The sequence below is a fragment of the Bacillus safensis genome (assembly GCF_039619585.1).
Lineage (GTDB): Bacteria > Bacillota > Bacilli > Bacillales > Bacillaceae > Bacillus > Bacillus safensis.
The window spans coordinates 2,736,708-2,758,145 of sequence record NZ_CP154909.1 but is presented as its reverse complement, the minus strand read 5'-3'; the positions used below and the strand labels follow the sequence as shown (position 1 = coordinate 2,758,145).

27 protein-coding genes and 1 tRNA gene are annotated in these 21,438 nt (G+C 41.4%); 25 read left to right on the top strand and 3 right to left on the bottom strand.

Annotated elements, in window-relative coordinates; all coding sequences use genetic code 11:
* The first annotated feature begins 9 nt into the window (after positions 1 to 9).
* Genes yqbG through AAYR28_RS14215 form a run of 7 tightly spaced genes read left to right on the top strand, consistent with a single transcriptional unit; the run spans position 10 to position 3,694 of the window.
* On the top strand, positions 10 to 393 hold the full coding sequence (gene yqbG, locus AAYR28_RS14245) for a protein YqbG (protein ID WP_024423261.1): 384 nt from the start codon (positions 10 to 12) through the stop codon (positions 391 to 393).
* Complete coding sequence (locus AAYR28_RS14240; protein ID WP_024425903.1) at positions 390 to 746, top strand: YqbH/XkdH family protein; 357 nt, start codon at positions 390 to 392, stop codon at positions 744 to 746. Before yqbG ends, AAYR28_RS14240 begins: the two co-directional genes overlap by 4 nt.
* Complete coding sequence (locus AAYR28_RS14235) at positions 743 to 1,240, top strand: HK97 gp10 family phage protein (RefSeq protein WP_024423260.1); 498 nt, start codon at positions 743 to 745, stop codon at positions 1,238 to 1,240. Before AAYR28_RS14240 ends, AAYR28_RS14235 begins: the two co-directional genes overlap by 4 nt.
* 4 nt (positions 1,241 to 1,244) lie before the next feature.
* On the top strand, positions 1,245 to 1,700 hold the full coding sequence (locus tag AAYR28_RS14230; RefSeq protein ID WP_039180991.1) for a phage tail terminator family protein: 456 nt from the start codon (positions 1,245 to 1,247) through the stop codon (positions 1,698 to 1,700).
* Positions 1,687 to 1,899, top strand: a complete 213-nt coding sequence (locus tag AAYR28_RS14225) for a hypothetical protein (protein WP_041115867.1) — start codon at positions 1,687 to 1,689, stop codon at positions 1,897 to 1,899. Before AAYR28_RS14230 ends, AAYR28_RS14225 begins: the two co-directional genes overlap by 14 nt.
* Positions 1,900 to 1,902: 3 nt before the next feature.
* A complete protein-coding gene (locus AAYR28_RS14220) occupies positions 1,903 to 3,249 on the top strand; it encodes a phage tail sheath family protein (protein WP_120207586.1) in 1,347 nt (448 codons plus the stop codon).
* Between the two features lies 1 nt (position 3,250).
* Positions 3,251 to 3,694 carry a phage tail tube protein gene (locus AAYR28_RS14215; protein WP_024423257.1) on the top strand — a complete coding sequence of 148 codons (444 nt, stop codon included), beginning with the start codon at positions 3,251 to 3,253 and terminating at the stop codon, positions 3,692 to 3,694.
* 283 nt (positions 3,695 to 3,977) lie between these two features.
* On the opposite strand, the gene AAYR28_RS19070 is transcribed toward AAYR28_RS14215, so the two are convergent.
* A complete protein-coding gene (locus AAYR28_RS19070; protein ID WP_350223447.1) occupies positions 3,978 to 4,034 on the bottom strand; it encodes a putative holin-like toxin in 57 nt (18 codons plus the stop codon).
* Positions 4,035 to 4,219: 185 nt separating this feature from the next.
* Here AAYR28_RS19070 and AAYR28_RS14210 point away from each other — a divergent pair, with 185 nt between their 5' ends.
* From AAYR28_RS14210 to AAYR28_RS14135, 16 genes are all read left to right on the top strand, one after another.
* Positions 4,220 to 4,660 (top strand): phage tail assembly chaperone, encoded by a 441-nt coding sequence (locus AAYR28_RS14210; protein WP_012011040.1) that lies wholly within the window; start codon positions 4,220 to 4,222, stop codon positions 4,658 to 4,660.
* 41 nt (positions 4,661 to 4,701) lie between these two features.
* Positions 4,702 to 4,839, top strand: coding sequence for a hypothetical protein (locus AAYR28_RS14205; RefSeq protein ID WP_095357030.1), 138 nt, complete (start codon positions 4,702 to 4,704; stop codon positions 4,837 to 4,839).
* Entirely contained in the window at positions 4,840 to 8,922 is a 4,083-nt protein-coding gene (locus AAYR28_RS14200) for a transglycosylase SLT domain-containing protein (RefSeq protein ID WP_183002018.1), read from the top strand.
* Positions 8,915 to 9,583 carry a LysM peptidoglycan-binding domain-containing protein gene (locus AAYR28_RS14195; RefSeq protein ID WP_025094222.1) on the top strand — a complete coding sequence of 223 codons (669 nt, stop codon included), beginning with the start codon at positions 8,915 to 8,917 and terminating at the stop codon, positions 9,581 to 9,583. The genes AAYR28_RS14200 and AAYR28_RS14195 overlap by 8 nt, the downstream gene beginning before the upstream one ends.
* 12 nt (positions 9,584 to 9,595) lie before the next feature.
* Entirely contained in the window at positions 9,596 to 10,606 is a 1,011-nt protein-coding gene (locus AAYR28_RS14190) for an XkdQ/YqbQ family protein (protein ID WP_120207584.1), read from the top strand.
* Positions 10,603 to 10,869, top strand: a complete 267-nt coding sequence (locus tag AAYR28_RS14185; RefSeq protein ID WP_024423253.1) for a DUF2577 family protein — start codon at positions 10,603 to 10,605, stop codon at positions 10,867 to 10,869. Before AAYR28_RS14190 ends, AAYR28_RS14185 begins: the two co-directional genes overlap by 4 nt.
* A 14-nt stretch (positions 10,870 to 10,883) precedes the next feature.
* The gene (locus tag AAYR28_RS14180) at positions 10,884 to 11,306 is read left to right on the top strand and encodes a DUF2634 domain-containing protein (protein WP_024423252.1); all 423 of its coding nucleotides are present in this window, start codon (positions 10,884 to 10,886) and stop codon (positions 11,304 to 11,306) included.
* Positions 11,299 to 12,348: a baseplate J/gp47 family protein gene (locus AAYR28_RS14175; RefSeq protein ID WP_025094224.1), complete on the top strand. Its 1,050-nt coding sequence runs from the start codon at positions 11,299 to 11,301 to the stop codon at positions 12,346 to 12,348. Before AAYR28_RS14180 ends, AAYR28_RS14175 begins: the two co-directional genes overlap by 8 nt.
* Positions 12,332 to 13,255: a YmfQ family protein gene (locus tag AAYR28_RS14170; RefSeq protein ID WP_025094225.1), complete on the top strand. Its 924-nt coding sequence runs from the start codon at positions 12,332 to 12,334 to the stop codon at positions 13,253 to 13,255. Before AAYR28_RS14175 ends, AAYR28_RS14170 begins: the two co-directional genes overlap by 17 nt.
* Positions 13,256 to 13,266: 11 nt before the next feature.
* Positions 13,267 to 13,650: a phage tail protein gene (locus AAYR28_RS14165; protein WP_024423249.1), complete on the top strand. Its 384-nt coding sequence runs from the start codon at positions 13,267 to 13,269 to the stop codon at positions 13,648 to 13,650.
* Positions 13,651 to 13,665: 15 nt separating this feature from the next.
* Positions 13,666 to 14,823 (top strand): hypothetical protein, encoded by a 1,158-nt coding sequence (locus AAYR28_RS14160; protein ID WP_120207582.1) that lies wholly within the window; start codon positions 13,666 to 13,668, stop codon positions 14,821 to 14,823.
* A gap of 94 nt (positions 14,824 to 14,917) precedes the next feature.
* On the top strand, positions 14,918 to 16,003 hold the full coding sequence (locus tag AAYR28_RS14155) for a pyocin knob domain-containing protein (RefSeq protein WP_120207580.1): 1,086 nt from the start codon (positions 14,918 to 14,920) through the stop codon (positions 16,001 to 16,003).
* Between the two features lie 134 nt (positions 16,004 to 16,137).
* Positions 16,138 to 16,350 carry a BhlA/UviB family holin-like peptide gene (locus tag AAYR28_RS14150; RefSeq protein WP_017367922.1) on the top strand — a complete coding sequence of 71 codons (213 nt, stop codon included), beginning with the start codon at positions 16,138 to 16,140 and terminating at the stop codon, positions 16,348 to 16,350.
* A gap of 11 nt (positions 16,351 to 16,361) precedes the next feature.
* On the top strand, positions 16,362 to 16,625 hold the full coding sequence (locus tag AAYR28_RS14145; RefSeq protein ID WP_120207577.1) for a phage holin: 264 nt from the start codon (positions 16,362 to 16,364) through the stop codon (positions 16,623 to 16,625).
* A 19-nt stretch (positions 16,626 to 16,644) separates the two neighbouring features.
* Positions 16,645 to 17,448: a peptidoglycan recognition protein family protein gene (locus AAYR28_RS14140; protein WP_120207574.1), complete on the top strand. Its 804-nt coding sequence runs from the start codon at positions 16,645 to 16,647 to the stop codon at positions 17,446 to 17,448.
* A gap of 117 nt (positions 17,449 to 17,565) precedes the next feature.
* Positions 17,566 to 17,748 (top strand): hypothetical protein, encoded by a 183-nt coding sequence (locus AAYR28_RS14135; RefSeq protein ID WP_120207572.1) that lies wholly within the window; start codon positions 17,566 to 17,568, stop codon positions 17,746 to 17,748.
* 53 nt (positions 17,749 to 17,801) lie between these two features.
* Here the strand turns inward: AAYR28_RS14135 and AAYR28_RS14130 are convergent.
* Positions 17,802 to 17,874: transfer RNA gene (locus AAYR28_RS14130), tRNA-Ala, on the bottom strand.
* Positions 17,875 to 17,946: 72 nt separating this feature from the next.
* Complete coding sequence (gene cudC, locus AAYR28_RS14125) at positions 17,947 to 18,504, bottom strand: choline uptake/conversion transcriptional regulator CudC (protein ID WP_034284303.1); 558 nt, start codon at positions 18,502 to 18,504, stop codon at positions 17,947 to 17,949.
* Between the two features lie 206 nt (positions 18,505 to 18,710).
* Between cudC and betB the strand changes: the two genes are divergently transcribed.
* Both betB and AAYR28_RS14115 read left to right on the top strand, forming a co-directional pair.
* Positions 18,711 to 20,180, top strand: coding sequence for a betaine-aldehyde dehydrogenase (gene betB, locus AAYR28_RS14120; RefSeq protein ID WP_120207570.1), 1,470 nt, complete (start codon positions 18,711 to 18,713; stop codon positions 20,178 to 20,180).
* A gap of 27 nt (positions 20,181 to 20,207) precedes the next feature.
* On the top strand, positions 20,208 to 21,416 hold the full coding sequence (locus tag AAYR28_RS14115; RefSeq protein ID WP_025094230.1) for an iron-containing alcohol dehydrogenase: 1,209 nt from the start codon (positions 20,208 to 20,210) through the stop codon (positions 21,414 to 21,416).
* Positions 21,417 to 21,438 lie beyond the last annotated feature (22 nt).

Sequence of the window (21,438 nt, the reverse complement as noted above, 5' to 3'; positions counted from 1 at the left end):
CGGCAGGCCATGATCATTTCTGCTGAAGAACTGCAAGCCTATTCTGTCTTTGATCGTGTGAAAAATCGATCTGTGGAAAGACTGACAGCAGATATTATCGAAGCAGAAGCTGCGGTATTTCAGATCGTAGGTCACGATTTCTCAAGCGAAAAATATCAGCCCCTCCCTGAAAAAGCAAGAATCGCATTATTAAAAATGGCCCAATATTTTGCCATGCTGAATGATGATGAATCTATGATGAAAGGCTTTACGTCAGAGAAAATGGGCGATTATTCATATGCGAAGGCAGCTGATCAAGTCAAAGGCAGACCCTATGTATATGCCCTGCTTGTAGATTACATTGAACCAACATTGACCGGCGGCAGTGCCAAGTTAAAGGTGAGGTCATTATGAGCTATCAATCTCTATTAACAGACCGCTGTGATCTTTTTCACCTTGAACAGCAGGAGTCCGCCCGCGGGAAATTTGGAATTCCAGCTGATGATTTACAAATAACACTTTCCTATCCCGATGCTCCCAGCCTGACTGATCTAGCTTGTTATGTCATAGAAAAGAACCAGTCACTTGTGCAAGAAGAGCCGAATACAGTCATTTATCAATCCTATCTTGTTCATTTTCCTTTAGGAAGTGATATTCGCTTGCATGACAAAATGGTGTGGAATGGCGTGTCACTCAAATTACAGCAGCCTAAAAAAGTGAAAAATCATCACATCGAAGTGATAGCAGTCAGGAAGGAAAATCTATGAAAATTGATGGACTTGACCGGCTGATTTCACAGCTGCAGACAGCGGGTGATGGCGGCTTAAAGGCAGAATATCAAGATTGGCTGGAGGACATGGGCCTGCAGTTTTTAGACATCATTCAGGATGAATTAATCAAGGAGAATGCTGTCGATACAGGCCGGCTTCTTAGATCCTTTACACAAGGCGATAAGGAGAATCATTTTCTCATTTCAAAAGGCGGTCTCACACTTGAAGTGGGAACGCAGCTTGAATATGCCTCCTATGTCAATGACGGACATGCCACTTCTTCAAGTGGAGAGCGAAGATGGGTGCCTGGCAGATGGACTGGCAGCCGATTTGAATATGATCCGAATGCAAGTACCGGAATGATGCTTGCCTCTCAATGGATTGATGGCAATGGCTACTGGGATCATGCTGTCATGCTCTATGAGCAAATGTTTGAACAGTCGCTGGATCGAAAGCTCCAAAGCTGGTTCGATCGACATTTTGGGAGGTGATGGAATGAATCAAGAAGTCGGGGCAATCATGCATTATATCTACACACACTTTCCTGTGACAATGTATGATCGTCTTTTGCCAGAACGCTTTCAAGTGCCATCCGTTTATGTGCCACCTGTGACAGTAATCAGTGGTCCAGATACGGTCTCTACCTTTATGAAATCTTATTCGCTGCAAGTGAAAGTCTTTCATATTGATACAGAAAAAGCACATGATGCGGCAGAAACAATCGTTGATGCATTGCTTGCTGATCGTCAAATCATTCAGATGATGAGTGAAGACGGAGAGGTGCTTGATGATTATGTCCGCATAAAGAGAGTGGAAACAAGAATGATAGATCAAGGCGTAGCAGCGATTGTCCTGACGTGGGATAGCAGCTATTGGTACAACCGTGACAAACAGGCAAGCCTTGAAGATATCAACTTTTCAGATGGGGTGATCAAACGTGAGCAAGACTAAACATGCACAGCCCGCTCAAACAGCCGGCGAAGAAAAAGAATTTGGCTTTTCATTTGAAGCCTTAAAGGAGCACAGTAAGGATCTTTTTGGGGTCAAACCAGAAATCCTTGAAGGTGCTCTTTTTTATATCAAACATCAACCAATTACAAAAACAGAAGCGAAAAAGCACATTAATGCTTTTTTGTCCAAGGAGGTTTAAAGGATGAACGGAGGCACTTTTACACCAGGTACAGAGAAAAAGCGTCCTGGTATTTACTTTAATTTTAAAACAACAGCAGAGCAGCGAATTACTTTAGGCGATCGAGGTACGGTGGCACTTCCCCTTGTGATGAGCTGGGGAGAACCAAAAACCTTTATTTCCGTTTCAAATATGGAAGATTTAAATAAAAAGGTTGGACTCAACATTGATGATAAGTCACTTCTTCTTTTCCGTGAAGCAAAGAAAAAAGCGCAAACAGTCTTGCTTTACCGCCTCAATGAAGGAGAGCCGGCCAAAGTCGAAATTGCTGAAAATTTTGTCGTCACAGCAAATTATGGCGGCCAAAAAGGAAATGAGATCACAGTACAAGTCGCCGAAAATGTACTTGATAGCACAAAACGCGATGTGATCACTTATCTTGGAACAGACATTGTGGATAAACAGGTTGTCACTGATGTCAAAGATCTTGTGAAAAACAAATACGTTCAATTTTCTGGTGAAGGTGAAGCTGTCATCACAGCTGGTGTGGCACTAAGCGGCGGTAAAAACGGGGTGGCAAGTGTCGCAGATTATACAGCTTTCCTAGAAGCAGCAGAAACAGAATACTTCGATGTCATTGCCCTTCCAGTCGATAATAGTGAGCAATTAAAAGCAACCTTCGCTTCATTTATCGAACGTTTACGTGATAAGCAAGGACGTAAGGTGCAAGGAGTTGTGGCGAATTATGCAGCGGACCAAGAAGGAATCATCAATGTGACAAGCGGCGTTGTACTCGAAGATGGAACCGAACTAACACCTGCTCAAACAACAGCATGGGTCGCAGGTGCAAGTGCCGGAGCAAATTTCAATCAGTCACTGACCTTTGTTGAATACGAAGGAGCGGTCGATACATTAGAACGTCTTGACAATGATCAAGTAGAATACCGATTATCGCAAGGGGAGTTCCTTTTCACCTTTGATGCGAGAGATCGTACCGTGAGTGTTGAAAAAGATATTAACTCCTTGACAAGCTTCACAGCTGAAAAGAACCAGCAAATGGCGAAAAACAAAATCATTCGTGTGCTTGATGCGATCAACAATGATTTAACATTCGAATTAAAAAATCTGATTAAATTACGCAAAGCCAATGGCAATGACATTCCAGCATCAGATGATGGAGTACAGCTTGTGAAAACACTGATTACCCAGTATCTCACACAGCTTCAAGATGGCAGCGGCATTACAGGCTTTAATTCAGAAACAGATATCGTAATCGGGCTCAATGAAGATCGTGATGGATTTATCATCGATTTAGCGGTTCAACCAGTAGATGCAGCAGAAAAATTCTATTTCAATGTGGAGGTGAAGTAAGATGGCTTTTAAAGCGCAAAATACAATTTCAGGTAAAGAAGGTCGTCTTTTCTTAGAAGGTGAGGAGCTTGCATTTATCAAAACCTTCGAAGCAAACGTGGAGAAAAACAAATCAGAAGTCAACGTCATGGGCCGCCGAATGACTGGACATAAAACAACGGGAGCAAACGGAACAGGAACGGCAACATTCTATAAAGTTACGTCCCGTTTCGTTCAATTAATGCTCAATTATGTGAAAAAAGGAGAAGATCCATATTTCACTCTTCAAGCTGTCATTGACGATAAATCATCAGGCCGTGGCACTGAGCGTGTCACATTATTTGATGTCAACTTTGATTCTGCTAAAATCGCTGGATTGGATGTTGATTCAGAGGCGCTTGAAGAAGAAGTTCCTTTCACATTCGAGGACTTTGATCTGCCTGAAAAGCTGAAGAATACATTCTAAGAAAAGTGGAGGAAATTAGCTAATTAATTAGCAAAATAATAACTGAATATGCTATAATGCAGTTGTAATACAACCGTCTTGAAGCCGTCTAAATTTCGTCTGGTGACGTCTTGTATTCGATTCATTAAAATATGTTTACATGCAAAGCGATTTGCATAAAATAAAAAGAAGCCAGGATGCTCTAACATCCCGGCAATGTACAATGAGGCCCTTCAAGGGGCTGGCTTTTCGAATAGGTTCTTTAGGTAGACTTCCCTTTAACCTTCCACAGCTCAAGGGGAGTCTATTTTTTGTCTATATACGTCAACAAAGTAAAGATAAACATCCCGAATAAAAGCATAAGGGAAATCGCTTCAAATGTTGACATATGCATCACCCCCTTCCTATCGGGGATGAGCCAGACGCCCTTGAGCAAGCCGTTCAATTGTACAATTTAAATTATACATGAAAAGATTGGAAAGCACATTCAAAAAATGGATGTGCTTTTTTGCATTCAAAAAAACATAACAAAGGGAGTTTTTAAACATGAGTGAAAAACAAACATTTGATCTTTCATTTTTTATGCCAGGACAAACAGTAGAAGCGGAAGAAGTCAAAGTACCGATTTCTAAGCGTTTTGTTGATAAAAAAGGGAATGTCATTCCTTTTGTCTTTAAAGCCATTACAACTGAACGTATTGATGAATTGGAAAAAGAAAACACAACCTTCAAAAATGTCAAAGGCAGAGGACGTGTGAAAGACTTAGACAGCCAGCGCTTCTACGCACGTATTGCGATTGAATCGACGATTTACCCAGATTTCCGCTCAAAGGAATTAAGAGAAGCCTACAGCACACAAGATCCAGTTGAAGTAGCAAAACGGGTCCTGTCAGTCGGCGGTGAATATGCGAACTGGTTAAACAAAGCGATCGAAATCAACGGATTCGAAGATGAAATTGAAGATTTAGAAGAAGCAGCAAAAAACTAATAAAAGATGGGGATAAAGAAGCGGTGTTTTTATATTACGCAATGCACGAGCTTCACTACTCCCCATCTGAACTCCTGGAATTATACGAATCCCCAAGACCGTTCAAAGCATTCCTTTTCGGACTCATCAGCTACAAGCTAGACATGCTAGAAAAAGAAGCAAAGAAAGGAGGTAAATAATTGGCGAAACTTACAGCACGATTTGAATTAGAAGACCGGGTGTCGAAGAAGTTATTACGCATTCAAAAACGATTTCAAACGTTTGAGAAGCAGCTCAAACCATTTAGAAAACCAGTGAAAATAAGTCTGGAAATGGATGAAAAGAAATTAAGAAACCTCACTTTATCGCTGCGGAAAGTTTCAGTATTTTCTATGAGGCTGGATCAAGGAATCTATCGGGATCTAAAAGCATTGAACAATCAGTTAAATATGATTCCAAATCATCTGGTCATATCCTTTCAAGCGAAGGGGCTGAATGTCATTAAATCCAACATAGATCGTTTGAAACAAATGGGGACAAGTCCCATTATGCTGACGTTTAAACTAAACGATCAATTGTCAGCGAAAATGTCATCGATCAAAAAATCAATCCTTCAGCTCATCAACAGAACGTACTATATGAGATTAAACATGGTTGACCAAGCCACCGCTGCAATTCAACGAATCAAAAAGACACTCAAAAGCTTGACGATGTCCAAACACGAAATCAGAGTGTCTGTTCAAGACAATGCAAAAAGTAAGCTGAAAAAACGAGATCAGGCAGAGTCTGTTGTGAAAGAAAAGAAAGTAAAAAAGCAACCTAATGCAACTGCTGCTACAAAAACGAATGAAAACAAACAGAGCTGGTTAGGTAATTTGGGAAATAAGGCCCTAAAAGAAATTGAAAAATATGCAGGTGACGTTTCAGATAAATTGAAAGAAAAATTGAGTCCTAGAAACTTTTGGGATAATAATGCACTCCCTTGGATTGAAACGAAAATCGACGCTTACAAACAAGAAGTGATCGGACGAATTAGTGAGAAGATTAAAATCAATCCTGAGGAGTATTTAGATAAATGGTTTAACAAAGGCTTAGATTTGATCCTTGGCCCGAAAAATCCATCAAGCGAGAACAACAGTAACTCTTCAGCTCAAAGTCCAACGACTGAAGCATCAACAAATCCAACTCCTAATACGCAGCAAAATAAACAAAAAGGAAAAGGTTTGTTTCGTAATAGCTGTTGCCCTTGTTGTGCTCGAGGGTTAAGCAGGCGTGGTTCTAATAGAACTAGAAATAGAAATGGCCGTGCTCAAAGGCAGCCCACAAATCCTACCGCCATTTCTAGAGCTGAAAGAAATAGAAGACCTTCAGGTAGACTAGGAAAACTGAAAACAAATGCAGGTAAGATTTTTGAAAAAATCCCTAGTGGATTGAAGAAAACTACAGGCATAGTAGCCTCAGTTGCGGGACTTGCTGGACTGATGAAAGGTAGCGGCGGGTTAAGTAGTTTAGGCGATTCATTAAAAAATATAGGTAGAGGAAGTAGTAAGTTATTAAAAAGAGTGCCTGTATTGGGGAACTTATTAAGTGCAACAGATTTAATAGGAACAACCAAAGAAAACGTTGGGGAAAAAGTAGGTGGTTTCTCTGGAGGTCTTGCAGGAGGAGTTAGTGGAGCTGCAATTGGTCAGGCTCTAATTCCAATACCATTTGTAGGAGCTGCAATTGGTGGTGTTGCTGGAAGCATGGCTGGCACTTATGGTGGATCAAAATTAGGGGAGATATTTGATACTTCAAAACTTAAAGAGAATATTTCAAACACTTTATTTAATGGCGAATGGTGGAGTGAAAAGTGGGGGAGTGTTAAAACTTCTGCAGAAACGTCTTTAGGAAACTTAAGTGAGAAATGGGAAGATATAAAAACTACAGCATCGAATACACTGTTCAATTCAGAATGGTGGGCAGAACAAGCTGGATACGTTACAGGAGTTTTAGAATCTACTGTCTTTAATGGCGAATGGTGGAGTGAAAAATGGGATGCTATCAAAGACTGGACTCAAGAAAAGTGGGATAGTGCAGTCGAAATATGGGATTCTATTAAGGGGAAACTTAGTGAGACCGTTTTCAACGGAGATTGGTGGGGAGAGAAGTGGGATAATGTAAAGGAATGGACCAAAGAAAAATGGGATGGTGCAGTCGAAATATGGGATTCTATTAAGGGGAAACTTAGTGAGACTGTTTTTAACGGAGATTGGTGGGGAGAGAAGTGGGATAATGTAAAAAAATGGACCAGAGAAAAATGGGATGGCGCAGTCGACATATGGAATTCAATTAAAGGGAAAATTCGTGAAACGGTCTTTAACAAAGATTGGTGGGGGGAAAAGTGGGATAACGTAAAAAGTTGGTCAAAAAGTAAATGGGAACAATCAAAAACAATTTGGTCAACTGCAAAAACAACTATTTCTTCAACTTTATTTAATAAAGACTGGTGGTCAAGTAAGTGGAGTAATGTTCAATCTTGGGGTAAAAATATTTTAGGAGATTCATGGGATTTACTCAAAAGTGAAGGCGCAAAACTCGTTGGTAGGCATATTGTGAAATTTGAAAAAGGTCGAGAAAACGGGAAAAAGGATTTTAAACCTGGTAAAAAAGCCACAGGCGGCTATATCACCCAGCCAACCTTATCATGGGTCGGTGAAGCAGGTAACGAATTTGTTATTCCAACTCAAAATAACCGAGGACGCGGAAAGATGCTGCTTGCTCAGGCTGCTTCTCAACTTGGAATGTCTGTTGTACCGAGCGGAGCGGCAGGAACTCAAGTTTCAAGCTCCCCAGATCCTACAACTCCATCATCTTCTGTAGGTTCAATGAGCGGAGGCGGATCAGTCTCATTGAATGCGAACATTCAAGCCTCTAGCATTGGCGAGCAATTTAATAACGATTTTGAACAAGGATTAAATCGTAAAGTCATCTCTCTTGATCAATGGAAACAAAAGAATATTCAGCAGCCTTTTGGTCAATTGACATCAGACTCAGGAAAGTATGGTCAGCAAACGGTTTCTGCCTTTGCAAACGGTCAGCAGATGACACCAACTGGAACAGATAGCTTTTTACAAAGTCGTGTAAAAGCACCCTACCAACAAGTGATGACAGCATCACCCACTTGGGGTTCTGGAACGGTTAGTGGTTTTGCAGCAGGCCAAAATGCCACATCAATTGGCACGAGCCAATACGTAGATCAAAACATCAAACAACCATTCCTGCAAGCAAAACAAGAATCACCAGGCTGGGGTTCTGGAATGATTGACGCCTTTAACAGCGGCATGCGTTCCAAAGGAAGCGAAGTCACGCAAGCGGCCAAAGAAATGGCGAAGAAAGTAGAACAGGCGTTTAGAGAGGAATTAGACATTCATTCCCCTTCACGCGTCATGATGAGTCTTGGGAAATTTGCATCAATCGGTGTCGTCAAAGGGCTTGACTCAGTTGATGTGAAAAAATTTGCTGAAAATCAGGCTGGTTCATTGATTGGTGCCTTCAGCGGGATGGGGGCTTCAGGTCTTAGTGTTCAGCAATGGCTGATGGCAGCTCTGATGGCAACTGGCACATCTATGAACTGGCTTCCAGGTCTGATGACCATCGCGCAGCATGAATCAAATGGAAATCCGAGAGCGATCAACTTATGGGATTCCAACGCCAAAAAGGGAACCCCTTCTAAAGGCTTAATGCAAACCATTGGAACGACGTTTAACGCCAATAAAGGCAAAGGCATGAATGACATTTGGAACCCAATTCATAATGCCGTAGCAGCCATTAACTACATTAAGGGAAGATATGGAACAGTCTTCAACACACCGGGATTACGAAGTATGAGAAGAGGCGGCCCTTATAAAGGCTATGCAAATGGCGGATTGATTACTCAAGAGCAGGTTGCTAGAGTCGGTGAAGGAAACAAGCGCGAATGGATTATTCCTGAGGAAAGAGGCATTCGCGGAAGGTATTTATTGACGCAGGCAGCTAAAGCACTTGGGATGCAAGTATATGATCCATCAAATGCATCTGCTCCTTTACCAGAAGCACAGATGCAGCAAGTTACCTCAGTTCAGTCTACTGGCAGTACAACATCGCCAGGTAATAAACAAATCACGATTCAATTCAATGGAGATCAGCATTTCCATAATGGACAAGATCAGCAATCGCTAGTCGAAAAAATTAAACAAATGCTTGTTGATGAACTAGAAGTAGAGATTCATACAGGAACGAAGGGGGTCGTAATTGATGGGTAAATCAGTGTATCAATTGTGGATTTCCCAAGGAAAGGACAAGTTGCGATTCCCTGTCCTTCCATCCGAACTCGAAATCACAAATAACGTACAAAATGAAACGGTAAAGGTCGCCTCTTTTGGAGAACTGACCTTTATTGACGTACCATCGGCGAAACAAGTATCATTCACCTCATTATTTCCTAAGAAATATTCGCCGATTGCTGAATATAAAAGCATTCCATCACCAGAGAATGCGATCGCGAAAATTGAACGAATGATGCGTTCAAAGAAATCCGTGCGGTTGATTGTAACTGGAACAAAAATCAATATGACGTGCAGCATTGAAAGCTTTACCCACAAGGAAGGGTCATATGATATTGGAGATCGTGAATTTACGATCGAGTTAAAGGAATATAAAACCGCATCGCCTAGGAAAATCAAGCGAAAGAAAAAAGCAAAACAAACGAAAAAGAAACGGCCATCAAAAACACCACCAAAATTGTATACCGTCAAAAAAGGTGATACGTTGTGGGCCATTTCAGGCCGATTTTATGGTGACAGTACAAAATGGCGGCGTATTTGGAATGCCAATAAAGCAGCGATGATTAAACGAAGTAAACGCAATATTAAGCAGCCAGGGCATTGGATTTTTCCTGGACAAAAATTAAAAATACCACAATAAGGGGGGCTGGCATTGATTGAGCTTTTTGCCATCAGAAGCGGCACCATGTATGAGCTTGTCACAGAGAGTGTGACACTTCAGGGGCAAAGGTATCAAGCCCCTCGCTCAATTCAGGCAAATATTATCACAAAGCAAGGCAGTCAAACATATTACCGTGTCTCAGAAGGGGACACGGTTCTTTTTAAATGGAAAGGGAAAGAGCTGTTCAGGGGTATCGTTTTTTCCCGGACGCCGGTTGAAGGAAAGCTGACCTTTACTGCATACGATATGCTTCAATATTTGGTGAAAAACCAAGATGTCTATGTTTTTTCAAATCAAAGAGCAGATCAAATCTTAAGGCGGATTGGAGCTGACTTTCAAATTCCAATGACCTCCATCTCCAATACAGGACATGTCATAAAATCACTAGTGTTTAAAAATGATACAAGCTTGTATGACATGATATTGAAAGCATTGAAAGAAACGAAGCGGCAAACAGGAAGAAACTATCAAATCTATTCTGCTAAAGGCAAGATGGGGCTGAGAGCCTGGCCTGATCCAGAGGACGTCTGGGTCATTGAATCAGGCGTCAATCTCATCAGCTATCAATACAGCACCTCGATCGAAGGGACAGCCACTCGTGTCAAGATGCGTACGTCTGCTGATGAACAGGGGAAGAATAAGAAAAAAGGCAGTAAATCCGAGATTGTGGTGATTGAACAGGATAAAGCCAGTCAGAATAAATACGGTATTTTACAGCATGTTGAGACAGTCACTGGGCAAATCAACCAGCCGCAATTGCAAAAAAGAGCCAAAGTACGGCTGGCAGAGAAAAAAGGCGTCAAACAAGAAGTCAAAAGCATACAAGCCCTAGGAATTCCTGAGCTGCAAAGCGGTCTCCCGATCTATTTGAAAATTCCTGAAATCAACGTAAAAAAAACTTACTGGATCGATCAAGACAAACATGAATTCAGTGGGGTGAAACACACCATGACCATTGATGTTGTTGAGAAAAATTCCATGCCAAAGGGTGATCAAGCGTGAGATTAAGTGAAGCGATTAAACGATTAGCAGTGAATGCAGTAGACGCAGAATCGCCAATTGATCTTGTCATCGGAGAAGTCACGGCAGTTTCCCCTCTGAGCATCCGATTAAATGAAAATCATAAGCTGATCATTCCAGAAGAATTACTGATTTGGCCGAAGCGCTTAAATAAGGGTGAGGATGATGAGCTGAAAAGGGGAGACAGTATTATGGTGCTTGCAATGGCAGGAGGCCAGTCCTTTTACATCATCGACAAATTGTAAGGGAGGTGATGAACGTGGCACTTTCACCAGAGGAAGAAATCGAGGAAATAGAAGAAGATGAAGAGGTCGAAACCTCAACGACGTATCGAATAGATTTTGAAACTGGCAGACTGACAGGCGAAACCATTTCAGGTATTGAGGCAATCCGGCAATTCATTTATATGACACTTAGGACAGAGCGGTATGCACATCCTATCTACAGTCACGACATTGGCACTGAAATTCAGGAGCTGTTGACGGATACAGAAGCTACGGATGAATACAAAGAAATGGAGATTCCAAGGCTGCTAGAGGAAGCACTGCTCGTTGACGAACGGATTGATCATATTGAAGAGTTAGAGGTCACAAAACAAAATGACTCGTTTCATGTCAAACTAGCGATTGTCACAGATGAGGGCACATTAGAAATAGAGGAGGTGATGGAGGGCGATGTTTGAGGAACAGACGTACGAAGCATTAATGGAAAGAATGCTGGACAGACTGCCAGATGATATAGATAAAAGAGAAAACAGCGTCATTTGGAATGCCTTGGCACCTGCTGCCGCTGAACTGGCCCAGTCCTATATTTGGCTTGACCAAGTGTTTGAGCTGGTCTTTGCAGATACAGCACAAGGAGAGTTTCTAGATCGGCGGGCTGCTGAAGTAGGAATTGAAAGAAAACCAGCCACTAAAGCGGTTTGGTCAGCGGTCATTCAGCCAAACAATATCAACATTCCAGCTGGCTCACGTTTTTTTATTGAAGACGTTTATTTCCAGTATTCGAAGGATGGTACGCTAGAATGCGAGACACCTGGTAAAGCCGGCAATGTTCAATTAACAGATCAGCCGCTGCTGTCACTTGATACAATTCCAGGACTTGAATCGATTAAGATGAAAGAACTGGTGATACCAGGTCAAGAGGAGGAAGATGACGCTTCTTTATATGATCGATATTTAATACGTGCGAGGCGGGAGGCTGTCAGTGCCAACAGGGCGCATTATAAAAAATGGGCTGAGGAAGTGCCCGGTGTTGGCAGAGCAAAAGTGTTCCCGCTTTGGAACGGAGAAGGGACAGTCAAAATTGTCATCACAGATGGCAATCTAGATGTTGCATCAGACCTTCTTGTCAAAAGAGTACAGGAATATATCGACCCAGTGCCAGGTGAAGGAGAAGGACAAGCGCCTATAGGCTCGAAAGCAACCGTTGAAAGCGCCAAATGGCTGGATATCGACATAGAAGTGGCTGTCGAACTTCAAATGGACTGGACCCTTGAAGGCGCTCAGAAAGAAATAGAAGAAAAGGTCAAGACACTGTTGAAATCAATCGCATTTGAAAAGAGTACCATTCGAATGTCCGCCTTAAATGATATTCTGTACCATTCAGAAAGTGTGTCAGATTATGCAGATGTGTTATTGAATGGAGAGTCGAAAAACTTAGTATTACAGGACATTGAGATTCCGCGTCTTAGGCAGGTGAAGGTTATTGAGCAAACAGGATGAAATGAAAAACTACCTGCCGCCATATTTTACAGAGATTTATGAAGTGGATCATCTACTCAAGACAGAGGCACCGGAATTTGAGGAATTGGACGAATCCATTTTCGACTTAACGGATCAGTTCTTTCCTTTAACTGCGACATGGGGATTAAACAGATGGGAAAGAATGCTGAAGGTGCAGCGGGAATCAGATGATTCAATTGAACTGCGCAGGGCACGCTTACTCAATATGATGTCAAATATTCCGCCAATCACGTATCTTTCATTAGAGAAATCAGTCAATCGCTTTCTCAAAAATCCAAGTGCTATCATCCGTCTCACAACCAATCGCTATCATTTCGCCTTACGTGTGAACTTAGATGATCTGCAAAACACGAGATATATTGTAGAAATACTTGAAACGTTAAAACCTGCACACTTGGTTTATACGTTTACGGCTTTGCATCATACTGATGTACATGAAAAAAATGAACATCATCAAAGGCTCACACTGCGAAGCAGGGTGGGTTTTTTCGATCATATTCCGATTTTACTCAATGGTGAGTTTGTTTTAAATGGTACGTTCTATCTCAGCGGAACACGAGGTACAACGGATGTGCCTGCTCGTTTTCGGCATTCATTAAACATGAGAATGCGGCTCCAACATCATTCAGAAACAGCACATCGCATGAACTATGTCATGACTGGAGCGGTACATGAAACGAAGCAAGGAGCGGCATTAACTTTACGCACAAAAAATCAGCTCCAGCATCAAACCAAGAAGAAGATGACGTTCCGTCTGCCAGTACATGTCCAAACTGAGCAGGGTGGAAGCTTACTGATCAAGGATCATTACTGGATTCTCGATGGATCTGTTCCGCTGGACGGATCAAAAATGCTAGCAGCAACTTCTAAAAAAATAGAGTTATAAGGAGGATCACAATGGCTGATCAATTAACCGTAACAACACTGTATGCACGTCAACAAATGGCAAAGGCAAGAGCCGAAGGAACAAAACTCACAAAAGTCGTCAAAATGGCCTTTGGAAATGGGGGAACGAAGGATGGAAAACCGATCTCTCTAGACGGCACTGAACAAAAACTCAAAAAAGAACTAGTTCAAAAAAATATTGATTCGTTTACTTTCATGGAACCAGCAAAAATCCGCTACACCTGCACGATCGCCGAGGGAGAACTGGCAGGAGAAGTGATCAACGAACTAGCACTTGTCGACGAAGACGGTAAATTCACCGCCATCCGCACCATGACAGACAAACAAAAAGATGGCGACATCGAATTTGTTTTTGAGATTGATGATATTTATTAATGGAGGGAGTCCAAAATGGATTTGAAAACACCGAAAACATTTGAAATTAGTGATAAGGCCCATGCGGACCTGTTTAATGAAATGGTTAAAGTCTTACTTGAAAATGACACTGAACTGTTGGAACAGTTCACTCGCCATAAAAATGATACGAAACAACATGTAACTGAAGCAGAGAGACAAAAATGGAATGATTCTCAAAGTTATAAAATAACGGCAGACAACGGCACACATTTAATCAGCATCCCAGCTGCTAGTAAGATCTATGATGCTATTAAGGATAAAGGAACATGTACATTTTACGCTCCTCGTGGCACGGAAGATAGTCCAACAACCAATGCATTAAGAGGTATCCAAACGGTTGGCCAAGCGAATGCAGGAACAGGCTTAGCGATCGATACAGCGGGAAATGCTTATACTTTTCTATATGGTTCCAGTGATCTTTCTATAACGTGGACGCCTCTGCCAAACATGTCTGATCAAAATAAATGGAATGGCAGTCAGCTCATTAAAATTACAAATGATACGGGTGGCGTTCGTGTATCTGTAGCAGCTACAGAAAGCTTACTCGATAAAATTATTCAAGCAGGGAAAACATTCGGTACATTTTATTCACCAGTTGGAGTACTAGACAATCCTTCTGCTTTATCTGCACGCGGTTTTTATCACTTTACATCTGCTGATAATAATAACAAGGGAACTTTTGGATGGGTGATTGCTGTGGATTATCGTAATAACGTCTTTACAAATTATCTTGATTTAAATTTGGGCTGGCAAGGCTGGCGTAGATTACTGTCCGATGCAGATGCAGAGGTGAAGTGGAACAAGGTAGACCTTTCGCAACTCGAAAATGGTTGGAAAATATATAATTCTGTTGATGGTAACCCCCATACCTTGCAATATAGTATAGATTCATTTGGTGTTGTTGAAATTATTGGATCAATTGCCGGTGGTAAGGTTGGTTTTGACTCTGTTGTTTTTACCTTAAAAGAAGGATTCAGACCAATGCAATCGACTCACTTTATTGGTGTAGCATCAAGCATGGGAAAAGGTAACACGCCACAAATTCATAGAACATATATAGGTACTGATGGAAAAGTCTGCGTTCAATATTGTTCTAATGATCTGAACCCTAATGAATTTATCACGTTTGGTTTCAGATTTAGAACAAGATAACAAAGATTTTAAAACGTTAAAAAACTTTTAAGTCTATAAAGCCTCGTCAATCTAGTTGAAACAGCTTACGTAATGGTACAAAGGAGAGAACACATTGGATATAAAAACTCCTCGTTCTTTTGAAACGAGTGATAAAGCTCATGCTGATCTATTCAACGATATGTTGAAAATACTGATTCATAACGACACTGGTATATCAGAACAATTAACTAATCATATCGATGATTCGAGACAGCACTCTTCAGAAGTAGAAAAAAAGAAATGGAATGAGTCGCAGCTGTATAAAATTACAGGTGATGACGGAGTACATCTTATAAATATTCCTGCCGGCACAAAAATTTATGACTCAATTAAAGACAAAGGGACATGTACATTCTATGCTCCCAGTGGAATAGAGGATAGCCCTTCACAATATGCCATTAGAGGGATACAGACAGTGGGACAAAATAATATTGGAACAGGTTTTGCAATAGATACATTCGGAAATGCATATTACTTCTACTATTATTCTAGTCACATATCTATCACTTGGACGCAGCTTCCGACAGCAGCTGAAAAAGATAAGTGGAATAACAGTCAGATTCATAAAATAACAAGGGATAACGGTCAACCCTTTTATAAAAGTATAGGTGAGACCACCGACTATAACGAAATTATAGAAACAGGAATGTATCTCATTTATAATGCGGGCCTTAATGGTCCAAAAGAGATCAAAAGGGCATTTATGATTGTTATCAGTTATGGGAATACCCTGTTACAAACTATATATGATGCAGTGAATGGTCTGAACTCTTTTTATAGAATTAGGAAGACTGACTATACATGGACTGAATGGGAAAAACATCTCACGTCTTCAGATTTAAATGCTGCCTGGTATAATGTAAATCTCAATAGTAATATAAAACAATATTCAGCCAACCCATTGAAATATTCTGTCAGACAAAATATTTTATATTTGAGAGGATCATTTGAAATAGTTTCGGCTAATGAAACAGAAATTGCACGTTTAACGCATGTACCTTCCTCTTTAACTGTTTTCACTTGTGCGACGGTTGGTTCATACGGGTCTGCAAGGATGTCTTTATCTAAAGATGGTAGTCTAAAATTTGATGGATTAATTGCAAACGATCCGTCAAAGGTAACACGTATTGAAATTAATGAGGAAATTCCACTATGGTAGTCATCATATAATGAAACTACTAAAGCTTTTTTGTGTAGTTAATATGGATACTCACAGATCACTACCAAGACATAACAGGAGACAAATACGAAGCCTAATGGCTTTATTTTTTTGCCGGAAAGAAGGTGATTCCAATGGAAGTAGATGTTGTTCAAAACTTAATGACCCAAGGCCCATTTGCCGTTCTCTTTTGCTGGATTCTGTTCTATGTTCTCAACACAACAAAAGAACGAGAAAACAAACTCAATGAGCAAATCGAGGCGCAAAATGATGTGCTAGCCAAGTTTAGTGAAAAGTATGACGTCGTGATCGACAAACTCGACAAAATAGAACGAAATTTAAAATAGGAGGAAAACTCATGAAAACATTCGACAAAGGCACTGTGATTCGCACAGTGCTTCTTTTTATTGCTCTGATCAATCAAACGTTTATCATGTTTGGACAGACGGTGCTTCCGATTAGTGAGGAGCAAGTACAAACCGCAGGTGAGGCACTATATGTGGCAGGTTCTACAATTTTCACTATGGTCACAGCGGTAATAGCTTGGTTTAAAAACAATTATGTGACCTACAAAGGCAAATTACAAAAAGATGCTCTGAAACAAAGAGGGCTAACAAAATAATACTTGAAGGAGAAACGACATGGTAAAAATCATTCAAGCATTGATTCCAAAACAACATCGCAACAGACCAGGAAACACGATGAAGCCGCTCTATATTACAGTGCATAATACGTCAAACAGTGCAAAAGGTGCTAATGCGGCCAGTCATGCAGCGTTTGTTGCACGTTCAAGTACCGGTGTCAGCTGGCATTACACTGTTGATGATCAGGTGATTTATCAGCATTTACCGTTAAACGAAAACGGCTGGCACGCAGGGGATGGCAGAGGCACCGGCAATATGAAGTCAATTGGAATTGAAATTTGTGAAAATGCAGACGGTAATTTTGAACAAGCAGTCGAAAATGCCCAATGGCTCATTCGCAAGCTGATAGGAGATTTCGGAATTCCTTTATCAAATGTAGTGCCTCATAAACATTGGAGCGGGAAAGAATGTCCAAGGAAACTTCTCGGACGGTGGGATCAGTTTAAAGCTGGAATAGCCACAGCGCATACCGGCAGCAAAAGTACAAGAAAAACAGTTCAGGCAGAAAACTTGAACCACAAAGCACCCGTTTCAAAACAGAAATCGTCAAATCTGCCATCTGGCATTTTAAAAGTCTCCAAGCCCTTAACAAAAGGCCCTCAAGTCACAGCTGTGCAAAAAGCCTTATCTTCTCTCTATTTTTACCCAGACAAAGGGGCAAAAAACAACGGGATTGACGGCTATTATGGACCGAAAACGGCGAATGCGGTCAAGCGGTTCCAGCTCATGAATGGCTTAACTGCAGACGGAATTTACGGACCGAAGACGAAGAACAAAATCGAACAATTGCTGAAGAAGTAATGATTTGGTAAAAAGAGCTATCAGCAAGTGAGGAAATGCCACCTTGCTGATAGCTAACAAAAAATAACATCTTTTGTGATATAATCAACCAAATCAATATCATAAGAGGGGAGAAAAATGAAAAAAGGACTGTTCCAGATCATCATGCTGTCAGTGCTGCTCATCTATTTCATTTATCACGGAATGACGAGCGATTTCCCTGTGTCCTACACAATCATTCTCATCCTAACTTATCTTTCTGTGATTACATATCGCATCATAAGGTTATTAAGAAAAAACAATGAACAAACAGAACTGTAAGAGATATGTACATAAAAAAACCATCCTTGATTTTACAAGAATGGTTTTTCGTATGGAGCATAGCGGGATCGAACCGCTGACCTCTACGCTGCCAGCGTAGCGCTCTCCCAGCTGAGCTAATGCCCCGATGTATGACGACATAATTTATTATAATCAATCCTCCTCTGAAATTCAAGCTGTAAAACGTAAACACATCGTCTATTTTTCTTTCTGCTCAATTGGAATATAGTCAAAAATTTCGCCAGAATGAACAGAATGGGCTAATCGTCTCAGCCAGTCATAATAGGCTTTTGAGCTTTCAAGCTGCTCAATGAGCTGCTGCGCTTCCTCTCTTACATGTTCCTCCAGCTGATCATCACGCGACACCTCTTGAAGCCGCTCTTGCGCTTCTTCAATTGCCGCTAAATTGACCTCGACCTCACGTTCCCATTTTTGCGGAAAGAAGTTCGTGAAAAACTTAAAAAAGTCTTTTTCCGCAACAAAGCTGTGTTTTCTTCGGCCACGGTGAAACGTCTTTTTGACAATATTCATGTCTTGCAGCTTTTTCACACCCGTACTCATACTCGGCTTACTCATTTGCAGCTCTTCACGCATTTCATCCAGTGTCATTTCCTCATTTAAATACATCGTTCCATATAGAATACCTGCACTTCTTGTAATGCCATAGAGATCCATCGTTTCAGCTATGGAATCAATGACTAGATCTTTAGCAGCTAATATACGATCTTCTGCTTGCGGCTTTTCCTGCTTTTTCATTTTGTCCCTGCTTTCTATTAAGAAAATTCAATCCGTTCAAAAAAATCTTTATGGACTATATGTTAACGAAAGAATACAAAATGTCAAAATAAATGAAGCATATCTCCCTTTGACAGAAAAATTTGAACATGATAAGTTAATTATGTTCAAAACGTTAAATTTTTATTTAACAAACTTACCAAAGAGAATCAGAGGAGGTTCCTTCTATGAGTCAAACGCTATTTATAGACGGACAATGGGTTGGCGCTAAAAGTAGCGACACACGGGATATCATCAATCCGTTCAATCAAGAAGTGATCGCGACAGTCAGCGAAGGATCTAGAAATGACGCGCAGCTAGCCATTAAAGCAGCGAGAAAAGCCTTCGATCAAGGGGACTGGGCAAACCTGCCTGGACTTGAAAGAGGAAATATTGTGTTTAAGATAGCTGAATTGATTAGACGTGATCTTGATGAACTAGCCAAATTGGAATCGCTTGATACAGGCAAAACATTAGAGGAAAGCAAGGCAGATATGGACGATATTGCGAACGTGTTCCAATATTACGCAGGTCTGGCTGATAAAGATGGCGGGGAAATCATTGCATCACCAATTCCAAACTCGAAAAGTGAATTAGTCAGAGAGCCTGTCGGTGTATGCGGACAAATCACTCCTTGGAACTATCCATTGCTTCAAGCAAGCTGGAAAATCGCTCCTGCACTTGCGGCGGGAAATACAATCGTTCTAAAGCCAAGTGAAATCACACCACTCACCACAATAAAAATATTTAAACTCATGGAAGAAGCGGGCGTTCCAGCAGGCGTTGCAAACCTAGTGCTTGGACCTGGGGCAACCGTTGGTGATGAGCTTGCTGTAAATGATCAAGTAGATTTGATTTCATTTACAGGCGGTATTGAAACAGGGAAGAAAATTATGCAGGGAGCCAGCGGGAATGTGAAAAAAATAGCCCTTGAGCTTGGTGGAAAGAATCCGAATATTGTGTTTCAAGATGCTGATTTAGACGTAGCGGTTGACCAGGCAATGAATGCTGTATTTTTCCATGCAGGGCAAGTGTGTTCAGCAGGTTCACGTTTGCTGGTGGAAGAATCCATTCATGATGAATTTTTAGAAGAACTGGTGAAGCGTACGAAAAAAATCAAGCTAGGTAGCGGCTTTGATGAACACACCCAGAGCGGGCCGCTCATCTCAGCTGAGCATCGAGAAAAAGTAGAAAAATACGTCAGCATCGGTTTAGAAGAAGGCGCTAAGTTAGAGACAGGCGGAAAAAGACCTGACGCAGAGGCGCTGCAAAATGGGTTCTTCTACTTGCCGACCATTTTCTCAGGCTGCACGTCAGATATGCGGATTGTACAGGAAGAAGTCTTTGGACCTGTCCTGACAGTCGAATCCTTCCGTACAGAGGAAGAAGTCATCAAGCTGGCAAATGATACGATTTATGGATTAGCAGGAGCTGTGTGGTCTTCTGATATCAGCAAGGCCGAAAGAGTGGCTCGACAATTAAGATTGGGCACGGTTTGGATCAATGACTTCCATCCTTATTTCGCTCAAGCACCTTGGGGTGGCTACAAGCAATCAGGCATTGGGCGCGAATTAGGACGCACGGGGCTTGAAGAATATACCGAACTGAAGCATTTATATCGAAATACAAAACCTGAAGCGGTTCATTGGTTTAAATAAAAATTAAGCATTTGGAGGAGATTCTTTATGACACTAAATATGAAAATTGAAAGCATGCAGAAATTCCACACATTTGAAATTCCGACTGTTATCAAACACGGCATTGGTGCAGTGAAACATGTTGGGGAAGAAGTAAAAGCATACGGCGTTTCAAAGGTATTGCTTGTAACAGACCCTGGTATTTATCAAGCCGGCGTGGTGGACCCAGTAATTGCTTCATTAAAAGAAGCACAAATCGATGTCGTTCTATTTGATAAAGTAGAGCCAAATCCGCCAGTCCGTCTAGTGAACGAAGGATCTGCTTTATATGAAAAAGAAGGCTGTAATGGATTAGTCGCAGTAGGCGGCGGCAGTTCAATGGATACAGCAAAGGCAATCGGAGTAGAGGCGACTCATGAAGGCTCAGTCCTTGATTACGAAGCGGCAGAGGGAAAAAAACCGCTAGAAAACAGAATCCCTCCTTTAACCACTATTCCGACAACAGCTGGTACAGGTTCAGAGGTAACGCAGTGGGCGGTCATTACTGATGAAGAAAGAGAATTCAAATTCAATACTGGTGGACCTCTCATTGCAGCTCATCTAACAGTCATTGATCCAGAGCTTCATGTGTCCATGCCGCCTCATGTGACAGCAATGACTGGAATTGACGCGCTTGCTCACGCGATTGAATGCTATACGATGAAATTTGCTCAGCCGATTACAGATGCGGTAGCGCTCATGGCAATTGAATATGCAGCTCATTATATTCGCCGTGCCTTTGCTGATGGCGAGGACTTAGAAGCAAGATATGGAATGGCACAAGCTGCGATGCTTGCCGGGCTTTCTTATGGAAGTGAATCAGCTGGAGCTGCACATGCGATGAGTCAAACACTCGGAGGTATTATTCCTGTCGCTCACGGTCAGTGTGTTGCAGCGATGATGGGACCAGTGATGGAGTATAACTGGAAAGGGTATCCGGAAAAATTCGCTCGAATTGCGCAAGCGTTTGGGATTGATACAAGCAGAATGACAACAGAGGAAGCAGCCAAAGCAGCTGTGAACTGGATGTATGATTTAGTAGAGGATTTAGAAGTTCCTTCATTAGAAGAACAAGGTGTATCAAAAGATATGATTGATCGTTTATCTAAAGAAGCAATGAAAGATCCGCAAACAGTTGGAAACCCAAGAGATTTAAACGAAAAAGCGTACAAATGGATTTATGCTCGCTGCTTTGAGTTAACACCTAAAACGGTGTAACAATGAAAAAAGGCTCCCAAAA

What these genes read in the sequence shown, in the direction of transcription:
- yqbG (WP_024423261.1), top strand. Translation starts at nt 10, where the DNA reads ATGATCATTTCTGCTGAAGAACTGCAAGCCTATTCTGTCTTTGATCGT.
- AAYR28_RS14240 (WP_024425903.1), top strand. Translation starts at nt 390, where the DNA reads ATGAGCTATCAATCTCTATTAACAGACCGCTGTGATCTTTTTCACCTT.
- AAYR28_RS14235 (WP_024423260.1), top strand. Translation starts at nt 743, where the DNA reads ATGAAAATTGATGGACTTGACCGGCTGATTTCACAGCTGCAGACAGCG.
- AAYR28_RS14230 (WP_039180991.1), top strand. Translation starts at nt 1,245, where the DNA reads ATGAATCAAGAAGTCGGGGCAATCATGCATTATATCTACACACACTTT.
- AAYR28_RS14220 (WP_120207586.1), top strand. Translation starts at nt 1,903, where the DNA reads ATGAACGGAGGCACTTTTACACCAGGTACAGAGAAAAAGCGTCCTGGT.
- AAYR28_RS14215 (WP_024423257.1), top strand. Translation starts at nt 3,251, where the DNA reads ATGGCTTTTAAAGCGCAAAATACAATTTCAGGTAAAGAAGGTCGTCTT.
- AAYR28_RS14210 (WP_012011040.1), top strand. Translation starts at nt 4,220, where the DNA reads ATGAGTGAAAAACAAACATTTGATCTTTCATTTTTTATGCCAGGACAA.
- AAYR28_RS14205 (WP_095357030.1), top strand. Translation starts at nt 4,702, where the DNA reads ATGCACGAGCTTCACTACTCCCCATCTGAACTCCTGGAATTATACGAA.
- AAYR28_RS14195 (WP_025094222.1), top strand. Translation starts at nt 8,915, where the DNA reads ATGGGTAAATCAGTGTATCAATTGTGGATTTCCCAAGGAAAGGACAAG.
- AAYR28_RS14175 (WP_025094224.1), top strand. Translation starts at nt 11,299, where the DNA reads ATGTTTGAGGAACAGACGTACGAAGCATTAATGGAAAGAATGCTGGAC.
- AAYR28_RS14165 (WP_024423249.1), top strand. Translation starts at nt 13,267, where the DNA reads ATGGCTGATCAATTAACCGTAACAACACTGTATGCACGTCAACAAATG.
- AAYR28_RS14160 (WP_120207582.1), top strand. Translation starts at nt 13,666, where the DNA reads ATGGATTTGAAAACACCGAAAACATTTGAAATTAGTGATAAGGCCCAT.
- AAYR28_RS14150 (WP_017367922.1), top strand. Translation starts at nt 16,138, where the DNA reads ATGGAAGTAGATGTTGTTCAAAACTTAATGACCCAAGGCCCATTTGCC.
- AAYR28_RS14145 (WP_120207577.1), top strand. Translation starts at nt 16,362, where the DNA reads ATGAAAACATTCGACAAAGGCACTGTGATTCGCACAGTGCTTCTTTTT.
- AAYR28_RS14140 (WP_120207574.1), top strand. Translation starts at nt 16,645, where the DNA reads ATGGTAAAAATCATTCAAGCATTGATTCCAAAACAACATCGCAACAGA.
- AAYR28_RS14135 (WP_120207572.1), top strand. Translation starts at nt 17,566, where the DNA reads ATGAAAAAAGGACTGTTCCAGATCATCATGCTGTCAGTGCTGCTCATC.
- cudC (WP_034284303.1), bottom strand. Translation starts at nt 18,504, where the DNA reads ATGAAAAAGCAGGAAAAGCCGCAAGCAGAAGATCGTATATTAGCTGCT.
- betB (WP_120207570.1), top strand. Translation starts at nt 18,711, where the DNA reads ATGAGTCAAACGCTATTTATAGACGGACAATGGGTTGGCGCTAAAAGT.
- AAYR28_RS14115 (WP_025094230.1), top strand. Translation starts at nt 20,208, where the DNA reads ATGACACTAAATATGAAAATTGAAAGCATGCAGAAATTCCACACATTT.